Source organism: Streptomyces azureus, from assembly GCF_001270025.1.
Taxonomy (GTDB): Bacteria; Actinomycetota; Actinomycetes; order Streptomycetales; family Streptomycetaceae; genus Streptomyces; species Streptomyces azureus.
The window spans coordinates 1-11,999 of record NZ_DF968250.1 but is presented as its reverse complement, the minus strand read 5'-3'; the positions used below and the strand labels follow the sequence as shown (position 1 = coordinate 11,999).

The 11,999-nt window shown below is 71.4% G+C and carries 13 protein-coding genes; 10 read left to right on the top strand and 3 right to left on the bottom strand.

The window, feature by feature from the left end; genetic code table 11:
• The first annotated feature begins 8 nt into the window (after positions 1-8).
• From AOQ53_RS13575 to AOQ53_RS13565, 3 genes are all read left to right on the top strand, one after another.
• Positions 9-1,412 carry a dipeptidase gene (locus tag AOQ53_RS13575; RefSeq protein WP_059417296.1) on the top strand — a complete coding sequence of 468 codons (1,404 nt, stop codon included), beginning with the start codon at positions 9-11 and terminating at the stop codon, positions 1,410-1,412.
• 156 nt (positions 1,413-1,568) lie between these two features.
• Positions 1,569-2,513 (top strand): NAD(+) diphosphatase, encoded by a 945-nt coding sequence (nudC, locus tag AOQ53_RS13570; protein ID WP_059417295.1) that lies wholly within the window; start codon positions 1,569-1,571, stop codon positions 2,511-2,513.
• Positions 2,514-2,528: 15 nt separating this feature from the next.
• On the top strand, positions 2,529-3,158 hold the full coding sequence (locus AOQ53_RS13565) for a class I SAM-dependent methyltransferase (RefSeq protein WP_059417294.1): 630 nt from the start codon (positions 2,529-2,531) through the stop codon (positions 3,156-3,158).
• 74 nt (positions 3,159-3,232) lie between these two features.
• Here the strand turns inward: AOQ53_RS13565 and AOQ53_RS13560 are convergent, their stop codons facing one another.
• Entirely contained in the window at positions 3,233-3,472 is a 240-nt protein-coding gene (locus tag AOQ53_RS13560; protein WP_059417293.1) for a mycoredoxin, read from the bottom strand.
• Between the two features lie 184 nt (positions 3,473-3,656).
• Between AOQ53_RS13560 and AOQ53_RS13555 the strand changes: the two genes are divergently transcribed.
• The 5 genes from AOQ53_RS13555 to AOQ53_RS40900 all read left to right on the top strand — a co-directional run bounded on the left by AOQ53_RS13555 (position 3,657) and on the right by AOQ53_RS40900 (position 7,562).
• Positions 3,657-5,852 (top strand): ATP-dependent DNA helicase UvrD2, encoded by a 2,196-nt coding sequence (locus tag AOQ53_RS13555; RefSeq protein WP_174523280.1) that lies wholly within the window; start codon positions 3,657-3,659, stop codon positions 5,850-5,852.
• Positions 5,853-6,016: 164 nt separating this feature from the next.
• Positions 6,017-6,343: a hypothetical protein gene (locus AOQ53_RS40905; protein WP_078945294.1), complete on the top strand. Its 327-nt coding sequence runs from the start codon at positions 6,017-6,019 to the stop codon at positions 6,341-6,343.
• 172 nt (positions 6,344-6,515) lie between these two features.
• Positions 6,516-6,884 (top strand): WhiB family transcriptional regulator, encoded by a 369-nt coding sequence (locus AOQ53_RS13550; RefSeq protein WP_059417291.1) that lies wholly within the window; start codon positions 6,516-6,518, stop codon positions 6,882-6,884.
• Positions 6,881-7,204 (top strand): hypothetical protein, encoded by a 324-nt coding sequence (locus tag AOQ53_RS13545; RefSeq protein ID WP_059417290.1) that lies wholly within the window; start codon positions 6,881-6,883, stop codon positions 7,202-7,204. The genes AOQ53_RS13550 and AOQ53_RS13545 overlap by 4 nt, the downstream gene beginning before the upstream one ends.
• A 139-nt stretch (positions 7,205-7,343) precedes the next feature.
• Complete coding sequence (locus tag AOQ53_RS40900) at positions 7,344-7,562, top strand: hypothetical protein (RefSeq protein WP_078945293.1); 219 nt, start codon at positions 7,344-7,346, stop codon at positions 7,560-7,562.
• A 37-nt stretch (positions 7,563-7,599) separates the two neighbouring features.
• On the opposite strand, the gene AOQ53_RS13540 is transcribed toward AOQ53_RS40900, so the two are convergent.
• Both AOQ53_RS13540 and AOQ53_RS13535 read right to left on the bottom strand, forming a co-directional pair.
• Entirely contained in the window at positions 7,600-8,970 is a 1,371-nt protein-coding gene (locus AOQ53_RS13540; RefSeq protein ID WP_059417289.1) for an ABC1 kinase family protein, read from the bottom strand.
• Positions 8,963-10,177 carry a TOMM precursor leader peptide-binding protein gene (locus AOQ53_RS13535; protein WP_059417313.1) on the bottom strand — a complete coding sequence of 405 codons (1,215 nt, stop codon included), beginning with the start codon at positions 10,175-10,177 and terminating at the stop codon, positions 8,963-8,965. Before AOQ53_RS13535 ends, AOQ53_RS13540 begins: the two co-directional genes overlap by 8 nt.
• Before the next feature lie 335 nt (positions 10,178-10,512).
• On the opposite strand from AOQ53_RS13535, the gene AOQ53_RS13530 reads away from it, so the two are divergent.
• Positions 10,513-11,121: a M48 metallopeptidase family protein gene (locus tag AOQ53_RS13530; protein WP_059417288.1), complete on the top strand. Its 609-nt coding sequence runs from the start codon at positions 10,513-10,515 to the stop codon at positions 11,119-11,121.
• Positions 11,122-11,337: 216 nt separating this feature from the next.
• Positions 11,338-11,999: TerD family protein (locus AOQ53_RS13525; protein WP_148640318.1), on the top strand; the 662-nt coding region annotated here is incomplete at its 3' end.

Below are 11,999 nucleotides of genomic sequence, written 5' to 3'. Positions count from 1 at the left end.
TCGTGACCATGAGCCAGACCCCGGACAGTGTCGTCCGTACGTACATCGAGCAGCACCGCGCCGCCTTCCTCGACGACCTCGCCGAGTGGCTGCGCATCCCGTCGGTGTCGGCCCAGCCGGACCACGCGCCCGACGTACGACGCAGCGCCGACTGGCTCGCCGCCAAGCTCGAAAAGACCGGGTTCCCGACGGCCGAGGTCTGGCAGACCCCGGGCGCGCCCGCCGTCTTCGCCGAGTGGCCCTGTGACGACCCGCGGGCCCCCACGGTGCTGGTGTACGGCCACCACGACGTGCAGCCCGCCGCCCGGGAGGACGGCTGGGACAGCGAGCCCTTCGAGCCGGTCGTCCGCGAAAACCGCCTCTACGCGCGCGGGGCGGCCGACGACAAGGGTCAGGTCTTCTTCCACACCCTCGGCGTCCGCGCCCACCTCGCCGCCACTGGCCGCACCACCCCGGCGGTGCACCTGAAGCTGCTGATCGAGGGCGAGGAGGAGTCCGGCTCGCCGAATTTCCGGTCCCTGGTAGAGCAGCATGCCGAGCGGCTCGCCGTTGACGCCGTGATCGTCTCCGACACCGGCATGTGGTCCGAGGACACCCCCACGGTGTGCACCGGGATGCGCGGCCTCGCCGAGTGCGAGATACGGCTGCACGGCCCTGACCAGGACATCCACTCCGGCTCCTTCGGCGGCGCGGTGCCCAACCCGGCGACCGCCGCCGCCCGCCTCGTCGCCGCCCTGCACGACGAGCACGCGCGCGTGGCGATTCCCGGCTTCTACGACGGCGTGGTCGAACTCACCGACCGCGAGCGGGAACTCTTCGCCGAACTGCCCTTCGACGAGCGGCAGTGGCTGCGCGCGGCCAAGTCGTACGCCACTCAGGGCGAGGCCGGGTACACCACCCTGGAGCGCGTCTGGGCCCGCCCCACCGCGGAGGTCAACGGCATCGGCGGCGGCTACCAGGGCCCCGGCAGCAAGACCATCGTGCCGTCCTCCGCCATGGTGAAGCTGTCCTTCCGGCTGGTGGCGGGCCAGGACCCCGGCCACGTCGAGAAGGCCGTCCGCGCCTGGGCCGAGCAGCAGGTGCCCGCCGGGATCCGCTGCGAGATCACGTTCAGCGGGGCCACGCGCCCGTGCCTGACGCCGCTGGACCACCCGGCCCTGAAGTCGGTCGCCCGCGCGATGGGCCGGGCCTTCGGGAAGCCGGTCCGCTTCACGCGCGAGGGAGGCTCCGGACCCGCTGCGGACCTCCAGGACGTCCTCGGCGCACCCGTGCTCTTCCTCGGCATCTCCGTCCCGTCCGACGGCTGGCACGCCCCGAACGAGAAAGTCGAACTCGACCTGCTCCTCAAGGGCGTCGAGACCACCGCGTACCTGTGGGGCGACCTCGCCGAGCACTGGCGCCATGCGCCCTGAGCGTCCCGTACCGTCCGGACCGGCAGCGCGCGCGGGGCACACTGGAAGAGCCGCCCCAGCACCGCGGAACCCTGCCGGATCCGGTCGCCTCCCGCCGTACGTCCCGCTGATCAGCCCGCCGAACCCGACCGTTCCACCGGGGAGTTGGAAGCACCCGTGACCACCTGGACCGACCAGAACGCCGACCGACCCATCTCGCTCACCGCACCGAGCGGCATCGACCGGGCCGCACACCACCGGCTCGACGAGGCCTGGCTCGCGGCGGCGTGGAGCCACCCCTCCACGCGCTGTTTCGTGGTCTCCGGCGGCCAGGTCCTCATCGACGAGACGGCGGACGGGCGCACCGAACTCGTCATGACGCCCTCTTTCGAGGCGCCCCTCACCGAGGCCCACCGCTACTTCCTCGGCATCGACGAGGACGGCGTCAGCTACTTCGCCCTCCAGAAGGACTCCCTGCCCGGGCGCATGGACCAGTCCGCGCGGCCGGCGGGCCTGCGTGAGGCGGGCCTGCTCCTGTCCGCCCGGGACGTGGGCCTGATGGTGCACGCGGTCGGCCTGGAGAACTGGCAGCGCACACACCGTTTCTGCTCGCGCTGCGGCGAGCGAACCGTCATCGCCGCGGCCGGTCACATCCGCCGTTGCCAGGCCTGCGGCGCGGAGCACTACCCGCGTACGGACCCCGCCGTGATCATGGCCGTGACCGATGAGGACGACCGCATCCTGCTCGGCCGCCAGGTGCACTGGCCCGAGGGCCGCTTCTCGACGCTCGCCGGTTTCGTCGAGCCCGGCGAGTCCATCGAGCAGGCGGTGCGCCGCGAGGTCCACGAGGAGGTCGGCATCACCGTCGGCCAGGTCGAGTACGTCGCCAGCCAGCCCTGGCCCTTCCCGTCCAGCCTCATGCTGGGCTTCCTGGCCCGCGCCACCTCGACCGAGATCGACGTCGACGGCGACGAGATCCACGAGGCCCGCTGGTTCTCCCGCGACGAACTGCGCGCCGCCTTCGAGTCGGGCGAGGTGCTCCCGCCGTACGGCATCTCGATCGCGGCCCGCCTGATCGAGCTCTGGTACGGCAAGCCGCTCCCGACGAGAAGCGCCGCCTGACGGGGAGCCGCCCGCGTGTCCGACCCGTACTGGAACCACAACGTCCACCACCACCCCGAGGTGCTCGACGCTGTCCCGGACGGCTGCGGCAAGGCCCTGGACGCGGGCTGCGGCGACGGCCTGCTCACCCGCAAGCTCGCGGCGCGGGCCGCATCCGTCACGGGCGTGGACCGCTCGCCGGAGATGATCAAGCTCGCTCGCGGGCACGCGCGCGTGCCCGGCAACGTCACATACCTGGAGGCGGACTTCCTCGCCGACGGATCCCTCCCCGAGGGTGCGTACGACTTCGTCAGCGCGGTCGCCGTGGTGCACCACGCGCCGTTCGAGGAGGCGGTCACCCGCCTCGCCCGGCTCACCGCGCCCGGCGGCCGTCTGGTGATCGTCGGCATGGCCGCCAACCGGACGGTCCTGGACTGGGTCATCAGCGCGTGCGGCGTGCCGGCGAGCCAGTGGTACGCCCGTCGGCACGGCGGCAAGCGGGGCCCGGCCGGGATGCCCGTGGAAGACGTGCACATGTCCTGGGGACAGATCCGGCAGGCGGTCCACCGGCTGCTGCCCGGCTGCGACTTCCGCCGCACACTGCTGTGGCGCTACGTCGTGGTGTGGGACAAACCATCGGGCCAACCACGAGAAGACGGCCCCTGAGCCGCCTCAGGAACCGCCTTCTCGGCACAACCCCGGCGACCAGGCGCCGATCTTGCTTCAGTAGACCTGCTGCTTCAGCCGATCTTCTGCTTCACCTGAGCCAGCGACGGGTTGGTGAGGGTGGAGCCGTCCGGGAACAGAACGGTGGGCACCGTCTGGTTTCCGCCATTCGCCTTCTCCACGAACGCGGCGGACTCCGGGTCCTGCTCGATGTTGATCTCGGTGTACGCGATGCCCTCGCGGTCCATCTGGCTCTTCAGCCGACGGCAGTAGCCGCACCACGTGGTGCTGTACATCGTCACAGTGCCCGGCATGTCTCTCGTGCTCCTTCGGTGGCTCGGGGACGGGTGGTCGCAGTGGTGGAACGTCCGTGAAAGGGCAACCATTCCCGGAGCCGGCACCCTGCCGGACGTGGCGCCTGCCGCATTGGTACGACTATCGGTGCCTGCCTGTGGACAACCGGCACAGCCGTCTCGCGGGACCTGGCAGCATGGCTGTGTGACAGCAGCAACGCACTCCACCCTGTTCCCGCAGGTACCGGACTCCGCCGACGCGGTGCTCGAGGGACTCGACCCCGAGCAGCGCGAGGTGGCCACGGCCCTGCACGGTCCGGTGTGCGTCCTGGCGGGCGCCGGCACGGGCAAGACCCGGGCGATCACCCACCGCATCGCCTACGGAGTGCGCGCCGGTATCTTGCACCCCTCCAGCGTGCTCGCCGTCACGTTCACCAACCGCGCCGCCGGGGAGATGCGGGGCCGGCTGCGCCAGCTCGGCGCCGCCGGTGTCCAGGCGCGCACGTTCCACTCGGCGGCGCTGCGCCAGCTCCAGTACTTCTGGCCGAAAGCGATCGGCGGCTCCATGCCCCGGCTCGTCGACCGCAAGGTCCAACTCGTCGCCGACGCGGCCGCCGCCTGCCGCATCCGGCTCGACCGCGGCGAGCTGCGGGACGTCACCGCCGAGATCGAGTGGTCCAAGGTCACCCAGACCGTCCCCGCCGACTACGCGCCCGCCGCCGCCAAGGCCGGCCGCGAGACCCCCCGCGACCCCGCCGAGATCGCCCAGCTCTACGCCGCCTACGAGGACGTCAAGCGCGAGCGCGCCGTCATCGACTTCGAGGACGTGTTGCTGCTGACCGTGGCCGTCCTCCAGGACCGGCACGACATCACCGAGCAGGTCCGCGCCCAGTACCAGCACTTCGTGGTCGACGAGTACCAGGACGTCAGCCCCCTCCAGCAGCGCCTGCTCGACCTGTGGCTGGGCGACCGGGACAACCTGTGCGTGGTCGGCGACGCCAGCCAGACGATTTACTCCTTCACGGGAGCGACACCGGACCACCTGCTCGACTTCCGCACCCGCCATCCCGGCGCCACCGTCGTCAAGCTGGTCCGCGACTACCGCTCCACCCCCCAGGTCGTCCACCTCGCCAACGGCCTGCTCGCCCAGGCGAAGGGCCGGGCCGCCGACCATCGCCTGGAGCTCGTCTCCCAGCGAGCCCCGGGGCCCGAGCCGGTCTACTCCGAGTACACGGACGAGCCCGCCGAGGCGGAGGGCGCGGCCCGGCGCATCCGCGAGCTCATCGACTCCGGAGTCCCGGCCGCCGAGATCGCCATCCTGTTCCGGACGAACGCGCAGTCCGAGACCTACGAGCAGGCCCTCGCCGACGTCGGGGTGCCCTACCAGCTGCGCGGCGCCGAGCGGTTCTTCGACCGCCCCGAGGTACGCAAGGCGGGTGTCGCCCTGCGCGGCGCGGCCCGCTTCGGCGGCAACGATTCCCTCCTGGACGACGCCGTCGACCTGCCCTCCCAGGTGCGCGCCGTGCTGTCGGGGGAGGGCTGGACGACCCAGCCACCGGCCGGCTCCGGCGCCGTGAGAGAACGCTGGGAGTCCCTGGCCGCCCTGGTGAACCTCGCCCAGGACTTCGCCGCCGCCCAACCCGGCGCCACCCTGGCGGACCTCGTCGCCGAACTCGACGAACGGGCGAACGCCCAGCATGCCCCCACCGTGCAGGGCGTCACCCTCGCCTCACTGCACTCGGCCAAGGGCCTGGAGTGGGACGTCGTCTTCCTGGTCGGCGTCGCCGAGGGCATGATGCCGATCACCTATGCCAAGACCGACGAACAGATCGAGGAGGAGCGCCGCCTCCTGTACGTCGGCGTCACCCGCGCGCGGGAGCGCCTCCACGTCTCCTGGGCCCTCTCCCGTTCCCCCGGCGGCCGCCCCAGTCGCCGCCCCAGCCGCTTCCTCGACGGGCTGCGCCCGGGTTCGACGGCCACCACGGGCCGTACCGCCGCCGGCGGTGCGGGCGGCATCGAGCGCGGAACCCTCGGAACCAGGGGTTCCGCCCCGAGGCGGGTCCAGCGAACGCCCGCCCGCTGCCGAGTCTGCGGCCGCACGCTGACCGACGCGGGCGAGATGAAGCTGATGCGCTGCGACGACTGCCCCTCCGACATGAACGAGGGCCTCTACGAGCGGCTGCGTGAGTGGCGTGCCGACCAGGCGCGACGCAGTGGCCAGCCCGCCTTCTGCGTCTTCACCGACAGGACCCTGATGGCCATCGCCGAGACCGCGCCCGACGACGAGCACGAGCTGGCGCGCATCCCGGGCGTGGGGATGCGCAAGCTCAACCGCTACGGAACCGACGTACTGGCCATCTGCGCAGGCCAGTTCGCCGGAGGGGGCACAGATCAGGACTGACACGAACTCGTCGAAAAAATAGTTTGCGCATGCCCCAGCAATCCCCATAGGTTCTTAGGCACGAGAGCAGCGGCCTTCTCGGAGGCCCTGATTCCGTGTTGTACTTGCATATCCGTCGGACTGGTTCACCCAGTCCTCCGAGACGCCGAGAGGAGGCGAGTCCAGTGATCAGCATCAACACCAGCTCCATCAACACCGTGAAAATGACCGATCGCTCGGCCGTCTCCGCGTGCATGCTCGGCGTTTCGAACATGGGCACCGGTCTGTCCGGCATTCGTGCCGTGCGTCCGGCGTCCTCCTCCGTTGCTCCCGCGGCCCTTCTCGTCCGTGAGCGCAATGAGCGACCGACCAAGGCACTGGAAGCGGCAGTAGTGGCACAGGCGCAGGCCTATGCCTTTACGGCGACCGGTGCCGGATTCCGGAAGCAGACGACGCAGCACCACCTGATGTGGGCCTTCCGTGGGCCAGAACCCTGGAGTGATCCAGCCTGATCGCCGATCAGGCCGGCGCCTTCAGGGCCGCGGAACCCCATCCGGGATCCGCGGCCCTTCTGTTTGTCCCCGACCGGGGACGACGGACCGAAGGAGCTTCGGGACAAGAAAAGAACCCGGTACCAGCCGCCCCGGCCAACAGGCCGGAACGACCAGACGAGGAAGACGAACCGTGCAACTCGAAGCGCACGCACCGTCCGTACCGCCTTCGGAAACGATCCCCAAGCCCGGCCCCACGGAGGACTCCGCCTTGACCCCGCTCACCGCGCTCACCGCGCTCGACGACGCCATCGAGAACCTCGGCGTACCCGTCCCGTGCCGTTCCTACGACCCGGAGGTCTTCTTCGCCGAGTCGCCCGCGGACGTCGAGTACGCCAAGTCCCTCTGCCGCACTTGCCCGCTGGTCGAGGCCTGCCTCGCCGGCGCCAAGGAGCGGCGTGAGCCCTGGGGCGTCTGGGGTGGCGAGCTGTTCGTGCAGGGTGTCGTCGTCGCCCGGAAGCGGCCGCGTGGCCGCCCGCGCAAGAACCCGGTCACAGCATGAACACCGTAGGAACGATCGACCGCCCCCTCACGCACGACCCCCAGAAGCAGGCCCCGATGAAGCCGTCCACTTACGAGCCCGCAGGCTCCGCGACCCAAGACTTCACCACCACCGGCGCGAAGGACTCGCGTCAGAACAGGACCCGAGAAATGCAACTCATCCCAGAAGCCATGGCTCGTGCGCATATGCACGAGCGACTGCAAGAGGCGGAGCGGGAACGCCCGGCCGTGCGCCTGGCGTCCGCCCGCCGGATGCAGCGCAGGGCGGAGCGCGCCTCGCGGCGTGCCCGCCGGGCGCTCGCCATGGCGGTCATGCAGTAACCGACCTCACCTGAAGCGATGGCCTCCCGAGCCCGGGAGGCCGAGCTCTCCCCCGCGGGGGCCGGTCCGTGCCGAACGGACCGGCCCCCGCGGTGCGTTGTGCCCCGCGGACCGTCGGGCAGGGCGATATCGTCGCCGGGTGACGAGTCCTCCCGGAGGCGGTGACGACGGCTCCGCCGCGGAGTCTCGGCCGCTCGTGTGCGACCGCTGCGGCACGTCGGCCGGCACCCTGGCCGACGCCCCACCGCTCACCTGGACCTGCTCTGTGGAGAACGGCGTCCGCCGTTGCTTCTGCGAGCGCTGCTCCCGGGAGAACCTCAGGTCGATCGAGGGGCGCCTGGACTCGGACTGGTGGTGAGGTGCGGGCACCCGGTCACCCGTGGTCCCGCCGAGGCTCATGCCTCCGCCACCGCCTCCTCGCCGTCCGCCGGGTCCTCCGGGACGAACCCCGGCAGCCACTCCTCCAACTCCTCGCGCAAACGCACCGTCGCCCCCAGTTGGCACAGCACGCCGATGGTGCTCAGCGTCACCCGGTGGATCAGCAGGTACGACGGGGGCAGGTTGAGCTGCTTGCCCAGCTGGTAGGCGGGGGAGCGCGGGTCCGCGATGCGGGCCGCCTGGCTGCGCATCCAGCCGCGCGTGAAGGTGAACTCCTCGACCTCGGCCGGTTCGATGATCGGCAGCAAATAGTCCAGGACCGCGTCGGGATCCAGCTCTATGGTCTCCTTCACGAACCCCTCCTCGCACAGGAGCGCGTAGACCGTCTCGGCCTCCCCGTCGAGGGTCATGCGCAGGGACTCGCCGATGGTGGCCGGCAGACCGCCCGGGAGACGGTCGACCGTGCCGAAGTCAAGGACGCCCAGGCGCCAGTCGTCCTCACCGTCGGGGCCGCCGGGCAGCAGCCGGAAGTTACCCGGGTGCGGATCGGCGTGCAGCAGGCCGGTGCGGGCCGGGCCGGAGAACAGGAAGCGGGCCAGGAGCTGGCCGGCCCGGTCGCGCTGCTCCTGGGAGCCGTCCGCGATGATCTCCGACAGTGGGATGCCGTCGATCCACTCGGTGATCAGGACCTGGTCGGACTGGTGCACCACCTGCGGCACGATCACGTCCGGGTCGTCCGCGAACTCCTCGGCGTGGGCCTGCTGGGCCTGGGCCTCCAGGCCGTAGTCCAGCTCCTCGGATACGCGGTCCTTCAGTTCCGTGATCAGCGGCTTGATGTCCATGCCGGGGATCAGCGGGCCGAGCAGGCGGGAGAAGCGGCTCAGCTGGTTCAGATCGGACAGCAGGGCCTCGCCGGCGCCCGGGTACTGGACCTTGACCGCCACCTCGCGGCCGTCATGCCACACCCCTCGGTGCACCTGGCCGATCGAGGCAGCCGCGGCGGGCTTGTCCTCGAACTCCAGGAACAACTCGTGCCAGTCCTCGCCGAGACGCTCCTCGAGCACCGCGTGCACGGTGCGCGTCGGCATCGGCGGCGCCGCCTCCTGGAGCTTGGTCAGCGCGGCCCGGTAGGGGCCGGCCACCTCCTCGGGCAGCGCCGACTCGAAGACGGACAGGGCCTGGCCGAACTTCATCGCGCCGCCCTTGAGCTCGCCGAGCACCTTGAACAGCTGGTCCGCAGTGCGCTGTTGGAGTTCGCGGCCGACGAGCTCCGCGGACTCGCCGACGATCCGCTTGCCGAATCCCCAGGTCGCCCGTCCGGCGATGCCGAGCGGGAGCGCGGCGAGCTTGGCGGTCCGGGTGACCGCCTTCCGGGGAAGATCAGACATGCGCCCTCCAAGTCCCAGCCGGCCGCTTCGCCGATGCCTCACGGCACTGCGCCGACGGCCGTTGCACCGCCATTGTCTCGTGTGACTCCCCATCCTCCGAGGGGTGCTCCCCTTTTCCTCTCTCCACCGCCCCGCACGGGCATGCCGGATGCGCCCAGACCGGCCGCGCATGCCAGTGGAGACCGGGCACGGAGACCTCCCAGCGTGCCCCGGCGCTCGACGGAACCCGGCCGTCCAGGAAGGCGAGCGCGTGGGCGGCGGCCAGTCCGGCCACGGTAGTGGCCAGCGTCAGGTCACAGGGCCGCACCTGCCGCTGTCGGCCGGAGCGCCACTGGGCGACCAGGCGCGGCCAGGTCGGATCCCGGTCGGTGCGGCTCTCGTGCAGACATCCCGCGCAGCCAGTGTCCCCGGGCAGGACGAGCGGGCCGACCACCCCGGTTCCCTCCACGACCCCGGCGTACAGATGGGGCGTCCCGGAGGACATCAGGGGCTCGGCGGCCGAGGGGTCGGGCGCGTGCACGGCAACATCGTCGCGTGGGGCGAGGATCACCAGCGCGAAGCCCGGGTCGCCTTCCTCCGGGGATGCCTTGGCCGCCGTGCGGCGCGGCGGCCGGTCCGGGGCCGCCCGGCGCACGGCCCGGCGGGCCGACTCGTCCCTGCGGTCGCCGACGGCCTCCGCGGGCAGCCCGCCCGGAGCGACGTCCCACGGTTCCACCCGGCCGCCGTCGCGCACGTCGACCTCGCCCACACCCGCCCCCGACAGCAGCGACGCCAGCACGGTACCCACCCGGCCCGCGCCCTGCACCTGCACGCGCTGCGAGCGCCGGGCGGCCAGTTGCCGCATCGCGTCGCCCGGTTCCGAGGTGGTCAGCGACAGGGAAGCAAGGTCGGGGCGCAGCCGGTCGAGGACCTCCTTCTTCTCTCGCAGGGCGTCGGCGCCCGGCCCGCCGCCCCGTGCGTCGTCGAGGAGCCCGGCCCGGGCGAGCCGCCGCACCAGCCCGTCGACATGGCCGTCGGGCAGATCCAGCCGGCGTCCCTCCTCGCGCAGCAGCTCCAGCCCTCGCGTGCCGTTCAGCAGATCGAGGAAACTGCCCGTCGCCAGGTCCATCGGGCCGAGCGTCATCGCATGCGCCGGTGTCATCCCGAACTGCACGGTGTTGAGGTCGCGCCAGCCGCGCCTGAGCGCGGGTTTCACCATCGGATGCATGACAGGCCCCCCGTAGGTCATAGATCGTCCCCTTATGCCGGTCAGCGTGACGGCAGTCCTGAAACGGGCCGTGCGCCAGAACCGGCCGCACGCCAAACCGGCCGTACGCCGAACCGGCTGTACGCCGAACCCGGTCACAGGCCGACATGGTCCCGGGCCGGGCCTGTCCGTCGCTTCGCCGCAAGAGCCAGCATGCCCAAACGCGTCGCCGGCTGCCGAAAGTTGTCCACAGGTGCGGGTATTCGTCGTATAAATCCGGCGGGAGGTGCGAGGGTACGGGCATCGAACCGTCTCGGAGCCGGGACTTCCCCGGGTGCAGCGGGTAACGTCGCGGCGTGCCCGCCGACCCACTGCACCGCGCCGGAAAGCCACAGCGCAGCACGACGAGCCAGCCGCCGAGCGGCTCGGGGGCGAGCGCGATCGAGGTCCGCAGGAGCGCCCGCCGACGCAGAACGGTCTCCGCGTACCGCGAGGGCGATCGCACCGTTGTGCTCATCCCCGCCCGGATGTCCGAGGCGGAGGAGCAGCGCTGGGTGAACGTCATGCTCGACAAGCTGGCCGCCCAGGAGAGCAAGCGGGCCCTCGGCGACGCCGAGCTGGCCGAGCTGGCCCGGCGCCTCTCGGACCAGTACTTCGACGGGCGGGCCCGGCCCGCTTCGGTGCGCTGGGTGACCAACCAGAACACGCGCTGGGGATCCTGCACCCCGTCCGAGGGCAGCATCCGCCTGTCGCACCGCCTCCAGGGCATGCCCGAGTACGTCGTCGACTACGTCCTCGTCCACGAACTCGCCCATCTGCTCGTACCCGGACACGGCCCCCGCTTCTGGGCGCTGCTGGAGGCCTATCCGCGGACGGAGCGAGCCCGGGGCTACCTCGAAGGCGTGGTCGCGGCCGAACGTCTGCCTCATGTGCCCGGTGCGCGGAGTGAACATCCTGCGGGCTGAGCGTGCAGAGGGTTGAGCATCCCGCGGCCTGGCTGAGCGCCCGGGACGAGCGGCCACGGTGAGCGCCGGGGTAAGTGACCGCTTTCCGCAAGAGAGCAGCGAATACGGCCGGGCACGGGTTCTGTACCGGGTCTGTACCGACTGCGTCCCCTGTCCGACTTTGCCGTTAGCCTGGCGCGACGCAATCACGTTCTGGATGGGGGACGGTCGTTACGCATGGCCAGGGAATTCCAACGCGGCCACAAGGCCAGGATCAGTGACCTCACCGCGGGCACGGATCTGTACGTAGGCGTGCAGATCTCCGGCCCGGGGCTGAGCTTCGACATCAGCTGCTTCGGCCTCGACGCCGACGAACGGCTCTCGGACGACCGGTACTTCGTCTTCTACAACCAGCCGAAGTCCCCCGAGGAGGCCATTCAGCTCCTGGGCGCCCAGGCGGGCGACACGGAGTCCTTCCGGGTGACGCTCGACCGGATCCCGCCGCAGATCCAGAAGCTGTCCTTCACGGCGACGATCGACGGCGCCGGGCAAATGTCGCAGATCGCCCCCGGCTACATCCGTATCGTCGCCGGCGGTGAGGAAGTGGCCCGCTACCCCTTCAGTGGCGTGGAGTTCTCCACCGAACGGGCCGTGATGCTCGGAGACTTCTACCTGAAGGACGTCTGGCGGTTCGCCGCGGTCGGACAGGGCTTCGACGGTGGTCTCGACGCGCTGCTGCAGAACTTCGGCGGCGAGGTGGCCGAGCAGGAGACGCCCGCGCCCGCCGCGCAGCAGCCGCAGGCCAGCGCCGCCCCGGGCTTCGCGCCGCCCGCGTTCGGCGTCCCCGGCACCTCGGAACCCGCCCGGGCTCCCGCACCGGCAGCGCCCCCGGCCCCGGC

Bases quoted from the DNA above. Each gene is read 5' to 3' on its own strand.
- AOQ53_RS13575 (WP_059417296.1), top strand. From the start codon at position 9: ATGAGCCAGACCCCGGACAGTGTCGTCCGTACGTACATCGAGCAGCAC.
- AOQ53_RS13560 (WP_059417293.1), bottom strand. From the start codon at position 3,472: ATGCCGGGCACTGTGACGATGTACAGCACCACGTGGTGCGGCTACTGC.
- AOQ53_RS13535 (WP_059417313.1), bottom strand. From the start codon at position 10,177: ATGCATCCGATGGTGAAACCCGCGCTCAGGCGCGGCTGGCGCGACCTC.
- AOQ53_RS13540 (WP_059417289.1), bottom strand. From the start codon at position 8,970: ATGTCTGATCTTCCCCGGAAGGCGGTCACCCGGACCGCCAAGCTCGCC.
- AOQ53_RS13545 (WP_059417290.1), top strand. From the start codon at position 6,881: ATGAACACCGTAGGAACGATCGACCGCCCCCTCACGCACGACCCCCAG.